Annotated in this window: 19 protein-coding genes; 9 read left to right on the forward strand and 10 right to left on the reverse strand. The window is 71.6% G+C overall.

The annotated features are described in order from the left end of the window. Positions 1-19: 19 nt before the first annotated feature. The gene (locus tag OC439_RS08290) at positions 20-562 is read right to left on the reverse strand and encodes an NfeD family protein (protein ID WP_262012922.1); all 543 of its coding nucleotides are present in this window, start codon (positions 560-562) and stop codon (positions 20-22) included. 79 nt (positions 563-641) lie between these two features. Between OC439_RS08290 and OC439_RS08295 the strand changes: the two genes are divergently transcribed. Beyond that, on the forward strand, positions 642-1,121 hold the full coding sequence (locus OC439_RS08295) for a methylated-DNA--[protein]-cysteine S-methyltransferase (RefSeq protein WP_262012923.1): 480 nt from the start codon (positions 642-644) through the stop codon (positions 1,119-1,121). A 65-nt stretch (positions 1,122-1,186) separates the two neighbouring features. Here the strand turns inward: OC439_RS08295 and OC439_RS08300 are convergent, their stop codons facing one another. Together OC439_RS08300 and OC439_RS08305 are read right to left on the reverse strand one after the other, a co-directional pair. Further along, positions 1,187-2,266, reverse strand: coding sequence for an inositol-3-phosphate synthase (locus OC439_RS08300; RefSeq protein WP_262012924.1), 1,080 nt, complete (start codon positions 2,264-2,266; stop codon positions 1,187-1,189). 23 nt (positions 2,267-2,289) lie between these two features. After that, positions 2,290-2,928, reverse strand: coding sequence for a PadR family transcriptional regulator (locus tag OC439_RS08305; RefSeq protein WP_120572535.1), 639 nt, complete (start codon positions 2,926-2,928; stop codon positions 2,290-2,292). 175 nt (positions 2,929-3,103) lie between these two features. On the opposite strand from OC439_RS08305, the gene OC439_RS08310 reads away from it, so the two are divergent. The 3 genes from OC439_RS08310 to OC439_RS08320 all read left to right on the forward strand — a co-directional run bounded on the left by OC439_RS08310 (position 3,104) and on the right by OC439_RS08320 (position 8,250). Then, on the forward strand, positions 3,104-3,550 hold the full coding sequence (locus OC439_RS08310; RefSeq protein ID WP_262012925.1) for a DUF5318 domain-containing protein: 447 nt from the start codon (positions 3,104-3,106) through the stop codon (positions 3,548-3,550). 194 nt (positions 3,551-3,744) lie between these two features. Then, on the forward strand, positions 3,745-6,573 hold the full coding sequence (locus OC439_RS08315; RefSeq protein ID WP_262012926.1) for a transglycosylase domain-containing protein: 2,829 nt from the start codon (positions 3,745-3,747) through the stop codon (positions 6,571-6,573). 120 nt (positions 6,574-6,693) lie between these two features. Next, positions 6,694-8,250, forward strand: coding sequence for a glycosyltransferase family 87 protein (locus tag OC439_RS08320; RefSeq protein WP_262012927.1), 1,557 nt, complete (start codon positions 6,694-6,696; stop codon positions 8,248-8,250). 21 nt (positions 8,251-8,271) lie between these two features. Here OC439_RS08320 and OC439_RS08325 read toward each other — a convergent pair whose 3' ends face one another. Both OC439_RS08325 and OC439_RS08330 read right to left on the reverse strand, forming a co-directional pair. Continuing rightward, entirely contained in the window at positions 8,272-10,272 is a 2,001-nt protein-coding gene (locus tag OC439_RS08325; RefSeq protein WP_262012928.1) for a poly-gamma-glutamate biosynthesis protein PgsC/CapC, read from the reverse strand. Further along, entirely contained in the window at positions 10,269-11,051 is a 783-nt protein-coding gene (locus OC439_RS08330) for a deoxyribonuclease IV (protein WP_262012929.1), read from the reverse strand. The genes OC439_RS08325 and OC439_RS08330 overlap by 4 nt, the downstream gene beginning before the upstream one ends. Before the next feature lie 631 nt (positions 11,052-11,682). Between OC439_RS08330 and rpsF the strand changes: the two genes are divergently transcribed. The 4 genes from rpsF (at position 11,683) to rplI (ending at position 13,325) form a co-directional block, all read left to right on the forward strand. Then, positions 11,683-11,973 carry a 30S ribosomal protein S6 gene (gene rpsF, locus OC439_RS08335; RefSeq protein ID WP_013289357.1) on the forward strand — a complete coding sequence of 97 codons (291 nt, stop codon included), beginning with the start codon at positions 11,683-11,685 and terminating at the stop codon, positions 11,971-11,973. 82 nt (positions 11,974-12,055) lie between these two features. After that, positions 12,056-12,583, forward strand: coding sequence for a single-stranded DNA-binding protein (locus OC439_RS08340; protein ID WP_018788497.1), 528 nt, complete (start codon positions 12,056-12,058; stop codon positions 12,581-12,583). Positions 12,584-12,624: 41 nt separating this feature from the next. Next, the gene (gene rpsR, locus OC439_RS08345; RefSeq protein WP_013289355.1) at positions 12,625-12,864 is read left to right on the forward strand and encodes a 30S ribosomal protein S18; all 240 of its coding nucleotides are present in this window, start codon (positions 12,625-12,627) and stop codon (positions 12,862-12,864) included. A 14-nt stretch (positions 12,865-12,878) separates the two neighbouring features. Further along, on the forward strand, positions 12,879-13,325 hold the full coding sequence (gene rplI, locus OC439_RS08350) for a 50S ribosomal protein L9 (RefSeq protein ID WP_135242573.1): 447 nt from the start codon (positions 12,879-12,881) through the stop codon (positions 13,323-13,325). A 93-nt stretch (positions 13,326-13,418) separates the two neighbouring features. Here the strand turns inward: rplI and OC439_RS08355 are convergent, their stop codons facing one another. Beyond that, entirely contained in the window at positions 13,419-15,095 is a 1,677-nt protein-coding gene (locus OC439_RS08355) for a hypothetical protein (protein WP_262012930.1), read from the reverse strand. A gap of 396 nt (positions 15,096-15,491) precedes the next feature. Here OC439_RS08355 and dnaB point away from each other — a divergent pair, with 396 nt between their 5' ends. Then, entirely contained in the window at positions 15,492-18,284 is a 2,793-nt protein-coding gene (gene dnaB, locus OC439_RS08360) for a replicative DNA helicase (protein ID WP_262012931.1), read from the forward strand. A 6-nt stretch (positions 18,285-18,290) separates the two neighbouring features. On the opposite strand, the gene OC439_RS08365 is transcribed toward dnaB, so the two are convergent. The 4 genes from OC439_RS08365 to OC439_RS08380 form a co-directional block, all read right to left on the reverse strand. Continuing rightward, positions 18,291-18,971, reverse strand: a complete 681-nt coding sequence (locus OC439_RS08365; protein WP_262012932.1) for a maleylpyruvate isomerase N-terminal domain-containing protein — start codon at positions 18,969-18,971, stop codon at positions 18,291-18,293. Positions 18,972-19,065: 94 nt separating this feature from the next. Then, complete coding sequence (locus OC439_RS08370) at positions 19,066-19,461, reverse strand: zf-TFIIB domain-containing protein (RefSeq protein ID WP_262012933.1); 396 nt, start codon at positions 19,459-19,461, stop codon at positions 19,066-19,068. 23 nt (positions 19,462-19,484) lie between these two features. Further along, entirely contained in the window at positions 19,485-20,117 is a 633-nt protein-coding gene (locus OC439_RS08375; RefSeq protein ID WP_262012934.1) for a phosphoribosyltransferase, read from the reverse strand. Then, positions 20,114-21,457, reverse strand: coding sequence for a glycosyltransferase 87 family protein (locus tag OC439_RS08380; RefSeq protein WP_262012935.1), 1,344 nt, complete (start codon positions 21,455-21,457; stop codon positions 20,114-20,116). The genes OC439_RS08375 and OC439_RS08380 overlap by 4 nt, the downstream gene beginning before the upstream one ends. Between the last annotated feature and the right edge of the window lie 16 nt (positions 21,458-21,473).

Raw genomic sequence — 21,473 nt, forward strand, 5'->3', positions numbered from 1 at the left:
TCCCGTCTGTGTGGTGGTGTCAGTAGGTCTCGACGTGCACGCTGGTCTCGCTCAGGGCTTCGACCACGAAGATCCGGGTGCCGACCGGGATCGGCCCGTCGGCGCGGGCGTTGAGCTTCACCGGCTGGCCGGCGAGGCGTACCCGCACCTCGCCGTAGCCGCCGTTGGGGATCGGCGTCACCACCAGCCCGATCGCGCCGGCCAGGTGGTCGCGGGTGGGTGTGGCGTCGGTGCGCATGTTGCGGGCCGCGCGGCTCAGCCGGGCCGCCAGCCAGCCGGTGGGCACGGCGGCGAGCGCGCCGCCGGCCACCGCCGCCGCGATCATTCCGGGGGTACGACCCCCGAGCAGCTCGTTGACGATCGCGCCGCCGAACCCGAACGCCCCGGTGAACCCGGCGGCCGCCTCCAGCGACACCGGCCCGTCGACGTCCGGCTGGCCGAGGTGGAGCACTCCCGAGCCGAGCAGGGCGAGCGTCAGCACGCCCACACCGACCCCGCCGATGATCAGGAAAGTGAGCGTCCCGGTGGCCATGACCTGCACGGTATCGACGCCGTGCAACATCGACTTCGTTCAGCGGACGTCCAGCGGCGGGTCAGGGCCGGTCGGGGAGAATGTCGGCGGTCGCGCGACAATGGGTGACATGCGCTGGACCGTGCTCGACTCCCCGATCGGGGAGTTCTCCGTCGGCACCGACGACGACGCGGTGCGCGGCGCGCACTTCGGCCGCGTGGACGGGGCGTCGGACGAACCCGGCGACGCGGTGGCCCGGCTGGCGGTGGCGGAGCTGCGGGCGTACTTCGCCGGTGAGCTGACCGAGTTCACCGTGCCGGTGTCGGCGCCCCTGGGCTCGGAGTTCGAGCGCGCCGTGTGGCGGGAGATGACCCGCATCCCGTACGGGGAGACGGCTACCTACGGCGAGGTGGCGAAGGCGGTCGGTGACCCCGGCGGCGCTCGGGCGGTCGGGGTGGCCTGCAACCGCAATCCGGTGCCGGTGATCGTGCCCTGTCACCGGATCGTCGGCGCGGGCGGCAAGCTGGTCGGCTTCGGCGGCGGGCTGCCGCGCAAGGTGACGCTGCTGGAGCTGGAGGCGTCGGTGGCGCTGCGGCGCGCCTGGTCCTGACGTACGCGAAGAAGGAAGGCCGGGTCCGCGCGGACCCGGCCTTCCTTCTGGTGCGTGTCAGCGTGTCAGCGCTCGATCTCGCCGGCGATGAACGCCTCGACGGCGGCGTGCGCGTCGTGGTCGGCGTACTGCTCCGGCGGGGACTTCATGAAGTACGAGGAGGCGGAGAGGATCGGGCCACCGATCTTCCGGTCCAGCGCGATCTTCGCGGCGCGGACGGCGTCGATGATGACACCGGCCGAGTTCGGCGAGTCCCACACCTCGAGCTTCAGCTCCGCGTTGAGCGGGGTGTCACCGAAGGAACGGCCCTCCAGGCGGATGTACGCCCACTTGCGGTCGTCCAGCCACGGCACGTGGTCGGACGGGCCGATGTGCACGTCGCTCTTGCTCATCTCGTGCGGGATCTGGGAGGTCACCGACTGGGTCTTCGAGATCTTCTTCGAGACCAGGCGGTTGCGCTCCAGCATGTTCATGAAGTCCATGTTGCCGCCGAAGTTGAGCTGGTACGTGCGCAGCAGCTCGACACCGCGGTCCTCGAAGAGCTTCGCCAGGGCGCGGTGCACGATGGTGGCGCCGACCTGGCTCTTGATGTCGTCGCCGACGATCGGCAGACCGGCGTCGGTGAACTTCTTCGCCCACTCCGGGTCCGAGGCGATGAACACCGGCAGGGCGTTCACGAACGCGCAGCCGGCGTCGATCGCGGCCTGGGCGTAGAACTTGTCGGCCTCCTCGGAGCCCACCGGGAGGTAGGAGACCACCACGTCGACCTGCGCGTCGCGCAGCGCCTGCGCCACGTCGACCGGCGCGGCGTCCGACTCCTCGACGATCTCGCGGTAGTACTGGCCGAGACCGTCGAAGGTCGGGCCGCGCTGCACGGTGACGCCGGTCGGCGGCACGTCGCAGAGCTTGATCGTGTTGTTCTCGCTGGCGACGATCGCCTCCGCGAGGTCCATGCCCACCTTCTTGGCGTCCACGTCGAACGCCGCGACGAACTTCACGTCCGAGACGTGGTAGTCGCCGAAGGTGACGTGCATGAGACCCGGGACGCGGTCGTTCGGGTCGGCGTTCCGGTAGTACTCCACGCCCTGTACGAGGGACGAGGCGCAGTTACCCACACCGACGATGGCGACGCGGACGGAGCCCATAGCGTCTGCCTCCTTCTTCTTCATCACGGCCGCTCTGTCCTGGACGTTCCAGGCGTGGGCGGGCTGTCGTTGTCTCCTCGGCCACCGGCCGTCCCGGGTCGCGGGTCGGCCGGGGCCCGGCCGGAGCGCTCGTTGGCGATGAGCTCCTCCAGCCAGCGGACCTCGCGCTCACAGGCGTCGAGCCCGTGGCGTTGCAGTTCCAGGGTGTACGCGTCGAGCCGCTCGGCTGCCCGGCCGAGCACGTCACGAAGACCTTCGCGACGTTCCTCGATCTTGCGGCGACGACCTTCCAGGATCCGGAGCCGGGTGGCCTGGTCGGTCCGGGCGAAGAACGCGAAGTGCACGCCGAAGCCCGTGTCGTCGTACGTCTCGGGTCCAGCCTGCGCTATGAGCTGGGCGAAGCGTTCCTTGCCCTCCGCGGTAATGGTGTAGACCACCCGACCGCGTCGGCTGGTCAGCGCGGGAACCTCCTCGGCGGTCGCGGGTGTCTCGGCGGCTTCGGCGATCCATCCCGCCGCCTGCAGCCGGCGCAGGGTCGGGTAGAGAGAGCCGTAGCTGATCGCCGCCCGGATGGCGCCGAGCTTGGCGGTCAGCTCCTTGCGCAGCTCGTAGCCGTGCATGGGCGCCTCCTGCAGGAGGCCGAGGATGGCGAGCTCGAGCACGGGCCATCCCTTCTTTTCCCCCTGCGCGGAGTGCTAACCGCCGCGATGTATCGGACCGATACATCGCACGTTAGCGGAGAGGCGAGGGTGGGGCAAACCCCTGCTTACGCGACGCGGTCATCACGGATCGTGACCGTGGTCGCCTGGGTTCGCCGGAGCGCGTACCCTTTCCCGCATGCGTACGCAGCGCCAGGTCGTCGACTACTCGCTCCAGAAGCGGGCTGTGCTGCGTGAACTGCTCGCCGGGCGGATCGGCACGTACGACGTCTGCGACGCCTCGCCGTACCTGAAGAACGCTGCTCGTTTCCACGGCGAGCCGACCGACCACCGCTGCCCGATCTGCCGCAGCGAGAACCTGATCCACGTCCACTACATTTACGGTGACGAACTCAAGCAGTCGGCCGGCCAGGCGCGTACCCGGGCCGAGTTGCCCGTCCTGGCCATGACGCTGCGTGAGTTCCAGGTGTTCGTGGTGGAGGTCTGCCCCGGCTGCGACTGGAACCATCTCGTCGAGCAGTTCCTGCTCGGCCGGGACGGTTTCGCGGGCGAGGCGGAGGACGCGGACGAGTCGGTCGCGGCCAACGGCTCCACCCCTCGGCGAAGGCGAGAGGCGCAACGGTGAACGTGGCTGTCCCGATCGTTGCCGGCCCATTCCCCGGGTGGCAGAAGCGACAGCCTTTAAGCGTAATTGGTCCGAATAGGTCGGATTTGACGGGCGCGCGCCGGTACCGCCGGCGGGTAACGTCCCGTGTTCCAGCTCACGGCAACCCGGTGGCGGCGCCCTCGCGCCCCACCGCGACCGGCAGGGTGTGAGGAATGAACTACGGCGATCCCAGTTCTTCGCGTGGGCGGGCCCAGATCCCGGGCCCGAACGGCGACCCCGGTTCCGAAGGGAACTGGGGCGGGAACGGTTGGTCCGGCGCGGCGGAGGGCGGCGCCTCGGCGCGCGCCTCCGCGACACCGTACGGCGCGGGCGGCCGGGCCTCGGTCGGCGGCGCCGCTCCGGCGCCGCGCGGAGCGGCAGGCTCGGCCTCGGTGGGCCGGGCCGGCGCAGGCGGACGCGCCTCGGTGCCCGTCTCGCCGGCACCCGGCGCCTCCGGGCGCGCTGGCGCCGGCCGGGCGTCGGTGCCGGTCTCCCCGGCCGCTCCGGCCGGGCGGGCCTCGGTGGGCGCGGCGAGCGTGGGCGCGGCGAGCGTCGGCGGGCGTGCGAGCGTGGGCGGACGCGCGAGCGTCGGCGCGGCAGCAGTAGGTGGCCGCGCCCGGGTACCAGGTGCCGCCGGCGGTGGCCCCGGTGGTCCCGGCGGTCCGCTCGGTCCCGGCCGGCGCGGCCGCGGTGAGGACCCGGCGCGCGCGAAGAAGCGCCGCCGGATCAACGTCCTGATCGCCGGCTTCGCCGTGTTCATCATGCTGGCCGGCATCGGCGTGGTGAGCTTCACCTGGTACTCCACCAAGGTGGTGCTCCCGGAGGACACCATCCCGCCGCTGTCCACCACCATCTACGACTCGACCGGCAAGACCGCCGTCGCCCGGATCGGCGACCAGAACCGCCAGCTCGTCACCATCGACCAGATCCCGGAGCATGTCCAGCACGCGGTCGCCGCGGCGGAGGACCGGAACTTCTACAAGCACTCCGGTGTGGACTACAAGGGCATCGCCCGCGCCGCGTGGAACAACCTCACCGGCGGCGACAAGCAGGGCGCCTCGACCATCACCCAGCAGTACGCGCGCAACGCGTTCGAGAACCTGAACCAGGACACGTACGGCCGCAAGGTGAAGGAGGCGATCCTCGCCTCCAAGCTGAACGACAAGTACGACAAGCGCGTGATCATGCAGCACTACCTGAACGTCATCTACTTCGGCCGCGGCGCGTACGGCATCCAGGCCGCGTCGCAGACGTACTTCAAGAAGAACGTCAAGGACCTGACCGTGGCCGAGGCCGCGGTGCTGGCGGCACTGATCAAGCAGCCGGAGCCGAGCGCCACCCACCAGGGCTACGACCCGGCGATCAACCCGACCGCCGCGCTGGACCGGTGGAACTACGTGATCAACGGCATGATCACGGAGAAGTGGCTGGACGCGCCGAACACGCCGCCGCACCCCACCGAGTACCCGAAGAACATCCAGAAGCCGTCGAAGAACAGCGGCGGCGGCTTCGGCATCGACACCCCGTACGGCAACATCGTCAACTACGTCTCGCAGGAACTGCGCGAGATGAAGCTCTGTACCGACAACGAGGCCGAGGCGACCGAGAAGAAGCCGCTGTGCTCGAAGGCGCTGAGCCGGGGTGGTTACAAGATCACCACCACCATCAACAAGAAGATGCAGGAGGCGGCGCTCGCCGCCGCCCAGCGGGCCAAGAAGGGCTCCGAACTGGCCGGCCAGCCGCCGAACCTGATGGCCGCCGTGGTGGCCATCGACCCGCAGACCGGCCGGGTGCTCGCCTACTACGGCGGCGACAACGGCACCGGCACCGACTACGCCGGGAAGAACATCGACAACGGCGTGGTGAGCGGCGGGCACTCACCGGGTTCGAGCTTCAAGATCTACACGCTCGCCGCGGCGCTGAAGGAAGGCATCTCGCTCAAGTCCCGGTGGAAGGGCTCGGCGTTCACCCCGAAGGACACCAAGTTCAAGGTCAGCAACGCCGGCGCGGACAAGGTCTCCTGCGGTGACTCCTGCACCCTCGAACTGTCGACGCTGAAGTCGCTGAACGTGCCGTTCTACTACATCACCGAGAAGATCGGCCCGGACAAGGTGCTCGACATGGCCAAGCAGGCCGGCGTCACCACCATGTGGCAGACCGACACCAACCCGGCCAAGGCGCACGACCTGACCAAGGCCGACCCGAAGGACCTCGCGCCGTCGCCGTTCTTCCACGTCCTCGGCTACGGCCAGTACCCGATCACCGTGCTCGACCACGCCAACGGCGTCGCCACCTTCGCCAACCAGGGCATGTACCACAAGGCGCACTTCGTCCGGAAGGTGGAGAAGCAGAACCCGGACACCGGCAAGTGGGACCTGGTCGGCGCGGAGAAGCTCAAGGGGGACCAGCGGATCGACAAGGAGATCGTCGCCGACGTCACCTCCGTGCTGAAGCAGTACCCGGGCCAGATCAACAAGAAGCTCGAGGACGGCCGCCAGGTCGCCGAGAAGACCGGCACCTGGGAACTCGGCGACAAGACCACCCGCAACGGCGACGCCTGGATGATCGGCTACACGCCGCAGCTCGCCACCGCCGTCTGGGTCGGAAACGTCAAGGACCGCAAGGCGATCAAGTACAAGGACGGCCGGGACATCAGCGGCGCCCGGATGCCCGGTGACATCTTCCAGCGCTTCATGAACGACGCGCTCAAGGGCAAGGACAAGGAAGAGTTCCCGCCCGCAGCGAACATCGGCAAGGACGACACCGGCAACGGCGAGGCGCCCCCGCCGGCGAACGAGCCCGGCCAGCCCGGGGGCCCGAACTGCGACCCGCTCGGCCTGTTCTGCCCCGGCGGCACGCCCGGCGGCGGCACCCCCGGTGGCGGCGACCAGGGCGGCACCAACCCCGGCGGAGGCGGGCTCCCCGGAGGCGGCGGACGTCCCGGTGGCGGCGGTGGCGGCGGCGGGCTGCTACCGAGCACACCACCGGCACGACAGAACTGACGCGCACCACCCGACGGCGGCGGCCGGACCCGAGGTCCGGCCGCCGCCGCGTTTCGCGTACCGGAATTTCTCCGCGCGCGACGGGACGGCGACCCCCGGTGTACGGCAGGATGCCTCTCCATGAGCACCCAGTCGCCCGCAGGCATCGATGAGCCCGGCGCGTCCGAGGCGGCGCCACGACCCGCCGAGACGGTGGAACACCCCTCCCGCTCGGACTGGTTCGTCCGGGGCGCCTCCGGTCTGATCGGCGGGCCGCTCGGCGACCACGCCGCCGCCCTCGACCGGCCCGCCGGCCGGGAGAGCCGCTTCTGGACCGCCGGCCGGATCGTGCTGGCCCTGGTGTGCCTGACGCTGGCCCTGCACTGGGTGCAGAAGTCGCCCTGCCAGGACGGCGCCTGGCAGAACAACATCCAGTACACCCGGATGTGCTACACCGACGTGCTGGCGCTCTACTACGCCGAAGGGCTCAACGAGGGCAAGGTCCCCTACGCGGACCACCCGGTGGAGTACCCGGTGCTGACCGGCTACTTCATGGGCGCGCTCGGCCTGCCGGTGCACGCCCTCGGCGCCGACAACCCCGCCATCAACCAGGGCCAGTGGTTCTACAACCTGAACGCGCTGGTGCTCGGCGCGCTCGCGGTCGCCACCGTCGCCGTGATCCTCAGCCTGCGCCGACGACGACCCTGGGACGCCGCGTTGTTCGCGCTCTCCCCGGCGCTGGTGCTCACCGCCACCGTCAACTGGGACCTGCTCGCCATCGGCCTGGCCGCGTTCGGTCTGCTGGCCTGGGCTCGCGCCCGGCCCGACCGGTACGCGCTGCTGCTGCCCGGAGTGGCCGGCGTCCTCATCGGCCTGGGCGGTGCGGCCAAGATGTGGCCGCTGTTCCTGCTCGGGCCGATCCTGGTCCTCGCGCTGCGCGCCGGAAAGATGCCGGCCGGGCTAGTCGCCACGGCGACCGCGCTGGTGACGCTCGTGGCGGTGAACCTGCCGGTGGCGATCCCGTACCGGGAGAACTGGGAACGCTTCTTCGACCTGAACACGACGCGCCCCATCGACTGGGGCACGCTCTGGTACATCGGCCGCTACCTGGACGGCCGGATCAGCCCGTCCGCACCCGGCCAGCTCGGGCCGTTCGAGTGGCTCAACGCGAACATCCCCACCCTCAACTGGCTGTCGTACCTGCTGTTCGGGCTGGCCTGCCTCGGCGTGGCCGGGCTGGCGCTGCTCGCACCGCGCCGTCCCCGGCTGGCCCAGCTCGCCTTCCTGGTGGTCGCCGCGTTCCTCATCTTCAGCAAGGTCTGGTCCCAGCAGTTCGTGCTCTGGCTGCTGCCGCTCGCGGTGCTCGCCCGGCCGCGCTGGGGTGCGTTCCTGGCCTGGCAGGTCGCCGAGGTCGGCTACTTCGCCGCGTTCTACGGCGAACTGCTCGGCACTGCCATGTCCCGGCCGGTCTTCCCCGAAGGCGTCTTCGTGCTCGCGTCGAGCCTGCGCCTGATCACCGTGGCGGTGCTCTGCGGGTTCGTGATCCGGGACATCATGCGGCCCGAACTGGACGTGGTCCGGCACACCTACGCCGACGACCCGGACGGCGGGGTGCTCGACGGCGCGCCCGACGCGCCCTGGCACCAGCGCTGGCGGGCGCGCGCCGCCGAACGGCCCGCCGAACCCGTTCCGGTGTGACCGAGGCGGTCGTGTTCCGGCCTACAGCCGGAACACGACCGCCTCGCCGACCTGCTCCCGGGTCACGCCCGGCGTGTCGACCGGCCGGTCGAGCATCCCCTCCCACGGGGTGCCCTCCAGCTCGTCGCGCAACACGACCACGTTCTTCACGCCGATCTGCCGCAGATAGTCGACGCTCGCGTAGTCCGGGAAGCTGACAGTCGCCTCGCGGATCTGAGCCTGCGAGCGCGGCGTGAAACCGCTGCCGCCGTTGACCATCGGCTGGAACCGGTCGGTGGACCAGAGCATCACCGGCTGATCCAGGTTCTGGCTGCTCGGCAGCACCAGCATCGGGCCGTCCACCGTTCGCATCGCCGCCGGCTGCCGCGGCACCACCGGCTGCGGCGTCGCGTTCAGCCCCTCCACGATCACCAGCGCCAACGGCAGCAGCGTGGCCAGGCGCAGCCACGGACCCGGCCACGGCGGCACCCGCTCGGCGGCCAGTTCGCGTACGCGCATGCAGAACGCGGTGACCGCGCCTGCCGCGAGCAGGCCCAGCAGCAGCGTCGTCCAGAGCATCATCCGCCCCGGCGTGCGCAGCCCGCTCCAGCCCGGCAGGTAGTCGAACAACGGCACGTAGGTGAACCGGCCGCCGAAGAACCGGGTGCCCATCGCCAACGCCATCGTCACGAGCACCCCGGCCAGCAGGAAGATCCGGTGCCGGACCCGCCAGACCGAGAAGAACAGGCCGCCGGCGGCGAGCGCGTAGAGCGCGAAGCCCGGCAGCAGCGTCATCTCCGGATGCCAGGGCAGCACGGCCCGGGCACCCTCGTGCAGCCCGCCCCAGACCCGCGACTCGGCCGGCGCGGTGAAGAACCCGCTCGCCGGCGGCGAGTAGAGCGCGATGTCACCGAGCGTCCGCTCCGCGTTCGGGTGCAGCTCGGCGACCTTGAAGTACGGCACCGCCAGCGCCGCGCCCACCGCGGCGAAGACCAGCCCGCCGAACACGTCGGCCAGGAACAGCCGACGCCCGAACGGACGCTTCACCCGGCGCCGCCGCACGAACCACAGCACCACCGCCACCAGAACGGTCCCGGCCAGCATGTACGCGAACGGCAGCCCGATGCCGAACCCCAGGCTGAGCTGCCACGCGGCCACCAGCCACCCGGCGAACGCCCAGCCCGCGTGCCGGCGACGCGGCCGATAGCCGTACCGCAGCGACCAGCCGTGCCCCCGGGCCAGCATCGCCAGCGCCAGCGGGATGCCGCCGTTGGAGAGGATGTGCAGGTGCCCCGCCTGGGCCAGCAGCCACGGCGCGTAGGCGAAGCTCGCCCCGGCCACCGCGCCGCCGATGCGGCCCGCGCCGAGCTGCCGGGCCAGCACGTACGCGCCGAACGCGGCGAGCGCGTGCGCCAGCACGAACATGATGTTGTAGCGCAGCACGGCGTGCTCCGGGCCGACGCCGATCAGGCCGGCCGGGGCGTACCCGAGGAGCGTGTCGGAGAACGCGAAGCTCCAGTTCTCCGGATAGAACGTGTTCGCGTGCCACAGCATCGCCGGGTCGGTCCGGAGGATGTGGCCGGACCACGCCATCTGCCACGCCTGCAGGCTCGGATCCCAGTAGTCCTGCGGCAGCGTGTGCCGCGGATAGCGCAACGTGGGCCAGGTCATCGCCGCGGCCAGCGCCAGCGCGGCGACGGCGGCGAGCGTCCACTCGTGCACCAGGAACCGGCCGACCGCGCGGATCGCCCGGCGGGGCCGGCCGAGCACCGGCTCGGGTGCGGGTCCGAACGCGGACCACGGATCGGCGGGCTTGTCGCCGGCCGTACCCGTGGCGCTCTCGTCTCCGTTCCCGGCCTTCTCGGCGGCGGCGGCATCTCCGGCGGCGGCGTCGCCGTCCTTGGCGTCGCCCGTGTCGGCGGCGCCCTGGTCCCGGGCCTTGGTCTTTCCCCCGCCGGTGGCCTCGTCCGAGGTGCCGTCGCCGGGCCCGGCGTCCGCTGCCTCGGCGCCGCCGCCTGCCTTGCCGGACTGCTCGGTCGTCACGCCGCCGCGCCCAACTGCCCGCGCAGGAACGCGATGTCGGCGGCCTGGCCCTCGACGCCGCCGGGGGTCTCCACGATCACCGGCGCGCCGGCCGCGCGGATCAGCGCCACCAGCAGTTCCGGGTCGATGGTGCCGCCGGTGAGGTTGTCGTGCCGGTCCTGGCCGGAGTTGAACGCGCCCTTGGAGTTGTTCGCGTGGATCAGGTCGATCCGGCCGGTGATCGCCTTCACCCGGTCGACCAGGCCCAGCAGTTCCTCGCCGCCCGCGTACGCGTGGCAGGTGTCCAGGCAGAAACCGACCTCGTGGTCGCCGAGCGCGTCCCAGAGCCGGGCCAGCGAGTCGAGGTGCCGGGCACAGGCGTTGTCACCGCCGGCGGTGTTCTCGATCAGCACCGGCAGCGGGAAGCCGCCCGAGTCCGCCGCGTACGCGAAGGTCTTGCGCCAGTTGTCGAAGCCGACGGCGACGTCGTGGCCCGCGTTGACGTGGCCGCCGTGCACGATCAGGCCCTTGGCCCCGACGTCCGCCGCGGCGGTGGCGTGGGCGAGCAGCAGCTTGCGGCTGGGGATGCGGATCCGGTTGTTGAGCGTGGCCACGTTGATCACGTACGGCGCGTGCACGTAGAGGTCGACGTCGGCGGAGCGCAGGCGTTCGGCGTCCTCGCGCGGCTTCGGGGCCTTCCAGCCCTGCGGGTCGGCCAGGAAGAACTGGACCGCCTCGGCCTGCCGGGCGGCCGCCTCGGCCAGCGGGTCGGTCGGGTCGACGTGGGCTCCGATTCGCATGCAGGGCAGCCTACGTCGCGCCTGCGACGGCCGGCGCGCTCGCGGGAGGCACCCGGCGGGTCGGACGCGTCACCACCCGGCCCGGCGGTCGTTGTGCGAGGTGGGATCGATGGTCGACGCTCCGCCCGCACGTGGTCCACAGCACGGACGGGCGAGGGTGGACCCCCGGCAACGGGACGCCCCGCCGTGCGGCCCGGCACGACGGGGCGGGATCCGCTCGTCATCCAGGCACGGGAGCCGGCAGTCGGACCAATTCCTCCATTTGCCCCAAGTGGTGACGATAGCCATTGTATGGTCAGACCAGGTGACAACACGATAAAGCTCCGCGGGGCGTCTTCGATCCAACCTCATCGGTGTGGTCGTTCCTCCCCAGGTCCCACCCAAGGAATGCGGACGGGACGCCCCGCGGTCCCGTGGACAGGGGTCCACCCGCCGGTTCGCCGGGGGTGGACCCCTGTCGCCGCACCCGGCACCTGGACCACCGGCCCGGCCATGATCGTCCGGACCGGCTATCCTGGTCCGGTTGTCCGTGTGTCCGGCCGGGTTCCCCCGGTATCGGCGCGGGCAACGACGCACGACCTCCTGCCACGGAAGGACCGTGGCCGCTTAGCCCACAGGAGGTGAGCACGTCTTGCGTCATTACGAAGTCATGGTGATCCTCGACCCCAGCCTCGAGGAGCGCACCGTCGCCCCGTCGCTCGACACGTACCTGAACGTGATCCGGACCGCGGGTGGCTCGGTGGAGAAGACCGACGTGTGGGGCCGCCGGCGCCTCGCGTACGAGATCAACAAGAAGGCCGAGGGCATCTACGCCGTCATCGACCTCCAGGCGACGCCGGAGGCCGTTGGCGAGCTGGACCGTCAGCTCCGACTCAACGAGTCGGTGCTGCGCACCAAGGTCATCCGCCCGGAGATGCGCTGAGCATCTAGACCCGGCACGTCCGGATCACAAGCCTCATCCACGCTGTCGTACGGCTCTGAGAGCCTGTACGACACAAAGATGAGTGCGCGAGGAGATGGTCATGGCAGGAGACACCACCATCACGGTCATCGGCAACCTGACCGATGACCCCGAGTTGCGATTCACCCCCTCCGGCGCGGCGGTCGCCAAGTTCCGGGTCGCTTCGACGCCCCGTTTCATGGACAAGGCCTCCGGCGAGTGGAAGGACGGCGAGCCGCTGTTCCTCTCGTGCACGGTCTGGCGCCAGGCCGCCGAGAACGTCGCCGAGTCGCTGCAGCGCGGCGCTCGCGTGATCGTGTCCGGCCGGCTGCGCCAGCGGTCGTACGAGACCCGCGAGGGTGAGAAGCGCACCGTCATCGAGCTGGAGGTCGACGAGATCGGCCCGTCGCTGCGCTACGCCACGGCGAAGGTGCAGAAGATGTCCCGCTCCGGTGGCGGTGGCGGCGGCTTCGGTGGTGGTGGCGGCCAGGGCGGCGGCGGAGGCAACTTCGACGACCCCTGGGCCTCTGCTGCCCCCGCCCCCTCCCGCGGTGGTTCGGGCGGCAACTTCGACGAGGAGCCTCCGTTCTAATGGCGCCGAGCGCCCGCGATCGCAAACCAGGAGCACGAGCAATGGCTAAGGCTGCGGCCCTTCGCAAGCCGAAGAAGAAGGTGAACCCGCTCGACAAGGACGGGATCACCTACATCGATTACAAGGACACCGCGCTGCTGCGCAAGTTCATCTCCGACCGCGGCAAGATCCGCGCTCGGCGGGTGACCGGCGTCACCTCGCAGCAGCAGCGGCAGATCGCCCGTGCGGTCAAGAACGCCCGCGAGATGGCGCTCCTGCCGTACACGGCCACGACCCGCTGAGAGGAGGCACGGACATGAAGATCATCCTGACTCAGGAGGTGTCCGGCCTCGGCTCTCCGGGCGACATCGTCGAGGTCAAGGACGGCTACGGCCGTAACTACCTGCTGCCGCAGGGCTTCGCGATCGCCTGGACCAAGGGCGCGGAGAAGCAGGTCACGGTCATCAAGCGGGCCCGCTCGGCCCGCGAGATCCGCGACCTCGGCCACGCCACCGAGGTCAAGACCCAGGTCGAGGGTCTCAAGGTCAACCTGAAGGCCCGCGCCGGCGACGGCGGGCGGCTCTTCGGCTCGGTCACCCCGGCCGAGATCGTCGACGCCGTCAAGGCCGCCGGCGGCCCGACCCTGGACCGCCGCCGGCTGGAGCTGCCCGGCCACATCAAGGCGCTCGGCTCCTACCCGGTCAGCATCCGGCTGCACCCCGAGGTGACCGCCAAGTTCGACCTGAACGTGGTCAAGGGCTGACACCCGAAGCACGACGCGAAAGGCCCGCACCGGCTGCCGGTGCGGGCCTTTCCGCATCCCCGCCGCCGGCCGGATTCGCTCGGCCGAAGCCGCTCAACCGAGCGGCCGGCCCGTCACCGCGCTGATCACCACCGTGGACAGGCCACCACCCACCACAGCGGCCGCCAGCGCCACAGTCGCCGACCGCCACGTCGTACCGACCTGCCGCAGCAGGACCGCCACCACCAGACTGCTCACCATCGCCAACCCGAACCGCGGCGCCGCCGACACCAACGACTCCAGGGCGTGCGCACGCGGCGAGTCACACCCCCCACCGGTGATGTCCGTGACGCACCCCGCCGGCGGCTGACCACTGAGGAACAGCAGACCGATCACGAGCAGCACCGCCGGCACCAGATAACAGGCCGCCGTGTAGACCAGCGGCCGCAACGGACCACCCGGATCCGGGTCCAGCAGGTCGTCCTCCAGCCGACGACCCCACGAACCGCCACCGATCGAATCCACCCGCCGCCGCAACGTCGACGGCGCCGGCTCCACCGGGCGACGGCGAGGCACGGTACGCGGACGCGGCGCCGAGTACGCCACCGCCGGCGAACGCGGAGCCGTCGACGGCGTCTCCATCCACCGCGGATCGTCACCCGAGAGCCGGGTACCCGACCAGAACGCCTCGGCCCGCGCCGCCGACGCCCAGCCCTCCCGCACCGGCGACGTCGAACGATCCCACGGATCCGCCCCCGCATACCGGTCGTCCGTGTCCCGCACCGGCTCCAGGAAACCGGTGTCGGTGAACCGGTCCCACTCACCCGTGTGCTCCGTACGGTCCCACCCGCTCTCCGCCCGCTCCCAGCGGCTCGCGGGCACCGGCCGGTCCCAGGCGTGCACCCCCGACGCGTCCCACGGGTCGACAGCGGGCGGATCCACATGCTCACGCTCGGCGCTCCGACGGCGCTGCCACGGATCCGCCGCCGGACGCGCCGGCTCCGGCGGCGCCGCCCGCGACCAGGTCGGCTCCGACTCGGACGTCGTCGCCCGCCCCCACGCCGGCTCCGGCTCCGCCGTCGATGCTGACCGGCCCGCATCCGACGCCGCAGGCCACTCGGCATCCGTCGCCGAGCGCGACCACGCGCCGTCCGGGGCCGCCGGACGCGACCAGGTGGAGTCCGACCCCGCCGGCGGCGGCCAGGACGAACCCGACGCCGACCGACGCCGCCGACCCGCCGGCCGTCCACCGTCCGGCCCGGCCGGCTCCTCGCCCGAACCCGCCGACTTCGGCAGCCCTGACCAGATCACCTGCGGCCGGCGTGTCGCCGCCCGGCGCGGACGACTCCGGGGCGCCGCACCCGACACCGGCTCGTCGTCCTCGTCCGCCCGCCGGTTACCCACGTACCCCCGCTCCTGCGGGGCGTCCATCGTCCACTCGGCGGTGTGGTCCGACAACGGACCCGCGCCGATCGCGCGCAGATCCCGCCGACCGGTCTCCGCCCGCCGACCACCACCGGAGGACGGCGTCTCCACCTCGTCGTCGTCGGGCGCGGCATGCCGGCCACCGCCGTCCGCCCGGCTCACCCCGGACTCCAGCGCCCACCGCGGAAGGTACGTCTCCACCGGCTCGTCCTGGCCACGCTCGATCGCCCGCCGCCGGCTCGCCGTGCGGTAGCCCTCCGGCGCGTACGAGTCGACCCGGCGCGGCCCGGCGGGCTCATCCCAGGAACCGCTCGGCCGTCGCTCGCGCGGGCTGTCCTCCCCGCTTCCCCAGTCCCGGTGTCTCACGGCCGGAGCGTGACCTCTCTCAACCCGAAAATAAACCCGCTGTCCCAGGTGTCGCCGTTCGCAGCGATAGTACGGGACGAACGACGACAAAGCTTGGCCGGAAATCTTCCGTCCACAGGGTGGGGATAGGAAAAGCCCAGGTCAGAGGCGATACGCCCGGAATTCCCCATCACTTTTCCACACCTCTGTGCACACCCTGCGCACATGCCTGTCCCCAGGCGTCCACAGGTTGTCCCGAGGCTCATCCACCGGCCTTGTTGAGCGGCTGACCTCGGGTTCCGTATCGTGGTCCCCCGACCGCCGGCGATGACCCCCGATCGACCGGAGGGTCGGCGGAGAGTTGTCATACCCCGGCGATAGAGCTGGGTTCGATCCGACGCAGCGAGGGGGGAACCCGTGTCGGTCACCGACGAGACGCGTGCGGAACGGACCGGGGGACAATCGCCCGAGCCGCCGCCGCGCGAATCTGCGTTCGAGAAGACACCACCCCAGGACGTCGCCGCTGAGCAGTGCGTACTCGGCGGCATGCTGCTGTCCAAGGACGCCATCGCGGACGTCGTGGAGATCCTGAAGACGAACGACTTCTACCGCCCGGTCCACGCCACCATCTTCGACGCGATCCTGGACATCTACGGTCGCGGCGAACCCGCCGACCCGATCACCGTGGCGGCCGCGCTCGCCGACTCCGGCGACCTCGCCCGGATCGGCGGCGCCCCCTACCTGCACACGCTGATCGCCAGCGTGCCCACCGCCGCGAACGCCGCCTACTACGCCCGCATCGTCGGCGAACGAGCAGTGCTCCGCCGGCTGGTCGAGGCCGGCACCCGAATCGTGCAGCTCGGCTACGGCACCGGCCCGAGCGGCAGCCGCGACGTCGACGACATCGTCGACCTCGCCCAGCAGGCCGTCTACGAGATCACCGAGAAGCGCGTCAGCGAGGACTTCGCCGTCCTGGCCGACATGCTCCAGCCGACGCTCGACGAGATCGAGGCGGTCGGCGCCCAGGGCGGGGTGATGACGGGTGTGCCGACCGGGTTCACCGACCTCGACCGCCTGCTCAACGGCCTGCACGCCGGCCAACTCATCATCGTGGCCGGCCGGCCCGGTCTCGGTAAGGCGCTCGCACTCGACACCCCACTGCCCACCCCGCAGGGCTGGACAACCATGGGTGAGGTGCGCGTCGGCGAGCAGCTCCTCGCCGCGGACGGCACCCCGACGACGATCACCAACGTCTTCGACGTGATGTACGACCGCCCCTGCTACGAGGTCGAGTTCTCCGACGGAAGCGTCATCGTGGCGGACGCCGAGCACCTGTGGAAGACCACCACCCGGGCCAGCCGACGCCAGCCGGAGGCACGCCGGCGGCACCACTGGGCCGAGCCGGCGTTGGCGAAGGTACGGGCGGCCGAGGCGGCCGCATCCGCCGAACCGCTGGAACAGGTCGGCCCGGAATTCCGCAACGTGCTTCACACGGTGGCGCAGACGGTGGGTTCCAACGGCAAGGTCGCCCGCCCGGTGACCCGGGCCGGCAAGACACGCAACTGGACGGCTCCGGGCTACCCCGTGGGCGCGTTGATCTCCGGCCTCCGTGCACGCGCGGAACGACCGGTGAACGCCGGCAGCCGCGCCGAGCACGACGGGATCGTCACGACGGCGCAGATCGCGGCCACGCTACGTACCGGGACGGCCGACCGCCGTCTCAACCACGCCGTGCGGAACTGCGCGCCGCTCCGACTTCCGGAACGCGACCTGGCCGTCCCGCCGTACACCCTCGGGGTGTGGCTCGGCGACGGGCACACCGGGGCCAGCCGCTTCACCACCGCGGACGCGGAGATGCTCGACCTCGTGGCCCAGGACGGCTTCCTGGTACGCCCGAGCGGGCCCATGGTCTACAGCGTGCATCTGCCCACGCCGGCCAGGACGGCGGACCGCACCTGCGTCGACTGCGGCGGCTCCACCCGCGCCCTGCGGGAGAACCCCGGAACCCGCCGCTGCGCCGAGTGCCACGAGCGGAACGGCTCCTTCCTGGCCCTGCTCCGCCGAGTCGGGGTGGCCTACGACAAGCACATCCCGGACGACTACCTACGCTCCTCCGAAACCCAGCGCCGGGCGTTGCTCGCCGGTCTCATGGACACCGACGGCACGGTGGCGCCGACCGGGAACCTGCAGTACACGTCCACCTCGCGGCGCCTGATCGACGGCGTACGGGAACTCGTCGTCAGCCTGGGCTACCGGTGCACCATGACCGAGCGCAAGGTGCGCGGCCGTACCGAGGCATCGTCGATCGCGTACACGCTGAACTTCTCCACCCCGGACACGGTCTTCCGGCTGGACCGGAAGCGGACCGCCCACGCGGCCCGGCGACGGACCTCCTCGGACGTCCGCTCCCACGCGCGGTTCATCGTGGACGTCCGTCCGGTGCCGAGCGTCCCGGTGCGTTGTGTGACTGTCGACAATCCCGATCATCTGTACCTGGCGGGGCGCTCGATGATCCCGACGCACAACAGCACGGCGAGTATGGACTTCGCCCGGAATGCAGCTATCCGCGCCAACCAGGCGTCGGCGATCTTCTCGCTGGAGATGAGCAAGGTCGAGATCGTCATGCGACTCCTCTCGGCCGAGGCGCGCGTACCGCTGCACGTCCTGCGGAGCGGGCAGCTCTCCGACGACGACTGGACCAAGCTGGCCCGCTGCATGGGTGAGATCAGCGAGGCGCCGCTCTTCGTCGACGACACGCCGAGCATGAACCTGATGGAGATCCGGGCGAAGGCGCGGCGGCTCAAGCAGAAGCACGATCTGAAGCTGATCGTCGTCGACTATCTCCAGCTGATGACCTCGCCGAAGCGCACCGAGAGCCGGCAGCAGGAGGTCGCGGACCTGTCGCGTGGCCTGAAGCTGCTGGCCAAGGAGGTCGAGTGCCCGGTGATCGCGGTGAGCCAGCTGAACCGTGGCCCCGAGCAGCGCACCGACAAGCGGCCACAATTGTCCGACTTGCGTGAATCGGGCTCCATTGAGCAGGATGCAGACGTTGTCATCCTTTTGCACCGCGACGACTACTACGACAAGGAGTCGCCGCGAGCGGGCGAGGCGGACTTTATTGTTGCAAAGCACAGAAATGGTCCTACCGACACGGTCACTGTAGCGGCCCAGCTGCACCTGTCGCGCTTCGTCGACATGGCGATCGTCTGAGCGGCGTCAGCCGAGCAGCGGGAACCAGCCGGCGGCCTCGCCCAGCTCCAGCCGGTCCCGGTCGGTGAGCGGCACCCGCCCGGCGGCCTTCAGCAGGTAGTCGTGGTCGTCCCAGCCGGCCGGCCGTACCGCGTCGTCGCTGAGCAGGCCGTCCATCGTGGTCACCGCGACCCGCGTCGGGTCCGCCGCCGGCCGCGGCGCGTCCGGCAGATCCACCACCAGGTCCAGGTGATGGATGACCGCCTCGGTGGTCAGGGTGGCGAGCAGATGGGGTACGCGCAGCACATGACCCTGCGTGGTCACGTACCCGTCGGGGTCGGCTGCGGTGGCCGCGCGGACGGCGGCGGGCGCGGTGTCGGCCCAGAGCCGGACCACGCCGGTGGGCCGGTCGAAGGCGGCGGCGGAGCGGCGCGCCCACCAGGCGTGCCCGGCGCTCGCGTCGTCGTCGCCGGGAGTGAACGCGCGCCAGTAGCTGACGTCGTCCACGTCGGCCGGTCCGGGTGCGGGGCTGGCCAGGGCGACGAGTGCGCGCTGGGCGTCGCAGAGGACGTGGAAGAGCAGGTCGGCGACGAGCCAGCCGCGGCACCGGGTGGGCCGTTGCAGGCCGGCGTCGTCGAGCGGGGTGACCACCGCAGTGATGCCGTCGTACGCCTGGGCCAGCGCCTCGTGCTGCCGGATCGGGCTCATGCCGAGCAGCCTGCCACGGTGTGGCGAGCACGGCACGGCGACGAGCGCGCCGGGTCGATGCGGTGCACCGGCCCGGCGTGCGCGTGCTCGGCGGTCAGTCGAACAGTTCGCCGAGGAAGCCGTGCTTCTTCTTGCGCCGGTAGTGGCCGTGGTAGCCGTAGTGCTGCTGCTGGCTGTGGCCGTACGCGGGCTGCGCGTAGCCGTGGCCGGGCGGCGGCGGAGGAGGGGGCGGGGGGACGGCGCCGTAGCCGGGCTGGTGCGGCGCGGCGGGAGGGGGCGGCGGGGGTGGCGGGTAGCCGGCACCGGCCGGCGCGGCCTGCTGCGGGGCGCCGCCGTGCTGCCGGTTCCAGCTGGCCTCTGCCTCGAACAGCTTCTCGAGCTCACCGCGGTCGAGGAAGATGCCCCGGCATTCGCCGCACTGGTCGATGACTACTCCGCTGCGCTCGTACTGGCGCATTTCTCCGCGGCACTTGGGACAGGTCATCTGCATGACAACGACGGTACCGGGTGTTTTCACGCAGTGGCGGTCAGCGCCTGCGTGACCTCGTCGTCGGAGACCTCGTGGAAGTCCTCGTAGTACGCGCCGACGGCGGCGAAGTCGTGCGGGAGTTGGCAGGTCACGACCGTGTCGGCGTCGGCGGCGAGCATGTCGTACGCCTGCTCGGAGCCGACCGGGACGGCGACGAGGACGCGGGCGGCGCCGAGGTGGCGGGCGACCTGGGCGGCGGCGCGGGCGGTGGCGCCGGTGGCGAGTCCGTCGTCGACGATGACGGCGGTGCGGCCGGTGAGGTCGAGCGGTGGGCGGCCGCCCCGGTAGCGCTGTTCGCGGCGTTCCAGTTCGGCCTGTTCGCGGCGGCGGACCTGGGCCCTGTCGTTCTCGCTGATCCGGCCGGCGACCATCTCGTTGAGGACCTGGACGCCGCCGGGGCCGAGTGCGCCGTACGCGACCTCGGGTGCCCAGGGCACGCCGAGCTTGCGGACGACGAGGACGTCCAGTGGCGCGCCGAGCCGGTCGGCGACCACCCGGGCGACGGGTACGCCGCCGCGTACCAGGCCGAGGACGATGACGTCGGGGCGGCCGGCGAGGTCGGTGAGTCGCTCGGAGAGTTCACGTCCCGCTTCGGCCCGGTCGCGGTAGGTGGTCATTCCTCAGGTGTACGCCTTCCGGCCGGGTCGCGCGGGGCGGTTGCCGGGAATGTCGCCCTGTCGTCCGGTCGGGTGAGTGCCAGTGCGGGGGCGAGGACGAGCAGGGCGGCCGGGTAGAGCAGGTACCCGAAGCGGGTGGAGGGCATCAGCAGGATCGCGGCGAGCAGCCCGTACCCGCAGATGAGGGCCGTGGCGGCGGCGGTGCGGGGCGGGCGGCGCAGCAGCCGGACGGCGATGGCCAGGCCGGCGGCGACGAGCAGCGCGGCGGCGACGGCGCGGCCGGCCGGGAGTGTCTCGGCGATGAGGTGCCCGGGGAACGGTGACTGGGCGGGGCTGGTGACGAGGCCGTGGCCGAGCGGGAACCGCAGCACGTTCTCGACGAGGGCGTCGCGGTCGACGAGCAGCACCGGGATCAGAGCGAGTACGGGGAGGCCGATGGCGCCGAGGGCGGTGCGGAGCGCGGCCCGGCGGGTGGCGGCCCAGACGATCAGCACGACGGCGACCGGCCAGGCGAAGAGCTTCAGGGCGCCGGCGGCGCCGACCGCGAGGCCGGCCCGGCCGGGCCGGCCGGCGGCGGCGAGCGCGAGGGCGAGGAGGCAGAGCGCGAGTACGGGGAGGTCGTCGCCGCCGGTGGCGAGGGTGAGCGCGCAGACGGGCAGGACGGTGGCGGCCTGGACGGCGCGCAGGACGGCGGCGTCGCGGCGGGGTGCGGCCGGGCCGCCGCCGGTGCGCAGCGTGGCGACGAGGGCGACGAGGGTGAGTGCGGTGACCACGGCGAACCAGACGCGCGAGTCGGTCCACCAGGCGTCCACGGCGGCGCGGGGCAGCCCGAACAGTGCCATGCCGGGCTGGTAGGGGGTGTAGCCGAGGAGTTGTTCGCCGGGAGGCAGGGCGGCGATGGCGTCGGGTCCGAGGTAGGGGGTGCCGTGTTCGGCGAGGCGGGCGCCGGCGTGTTCGACGACGATCACCTCCTCCTGGGCGCGGTCGGTGCGTCCGCCGGCGCGTTCGACGCTCTGCGTGACGATCGGCAGGAGCGCGGTGGCGGCCCAGGTGAGGCCGGCGACGGTCCAGCGTGCGGGCAGGCCGGCCAGGGGCGTGCCGGGGTCGCGGCGGCGGGCGAGCAGTTGGGTGGTCGCGGCGAGCGTGGCGAGGGCGTACCCGATGGTGGCGACGGCGCCCCAGGCGCGGTGCGGCGGCAGCGTGGAGGTGGCGGCGGTGATCGCGGCGAAGACGGTGGCGGCGGCGTAGAGGCCCAGGTCGAGGGCGAGGCCGCCGGCGGCGGTGTCGAGTGCCGACCAGCGGCGGGAGACGGGGGTTGCCGGGTCGGCGTGGGCGGTCACGCGGGCCAGTGTGGCA

The organism is Micromonospora sp. Mcm103 (genome assembly GCF_024519755.1).
GTDB lineage: Bacteria > Actinomycetota > Actinomycetes > Mycobacteriales > Micromonosporaceae > Micromonospora > Micromonospora aurantiaca.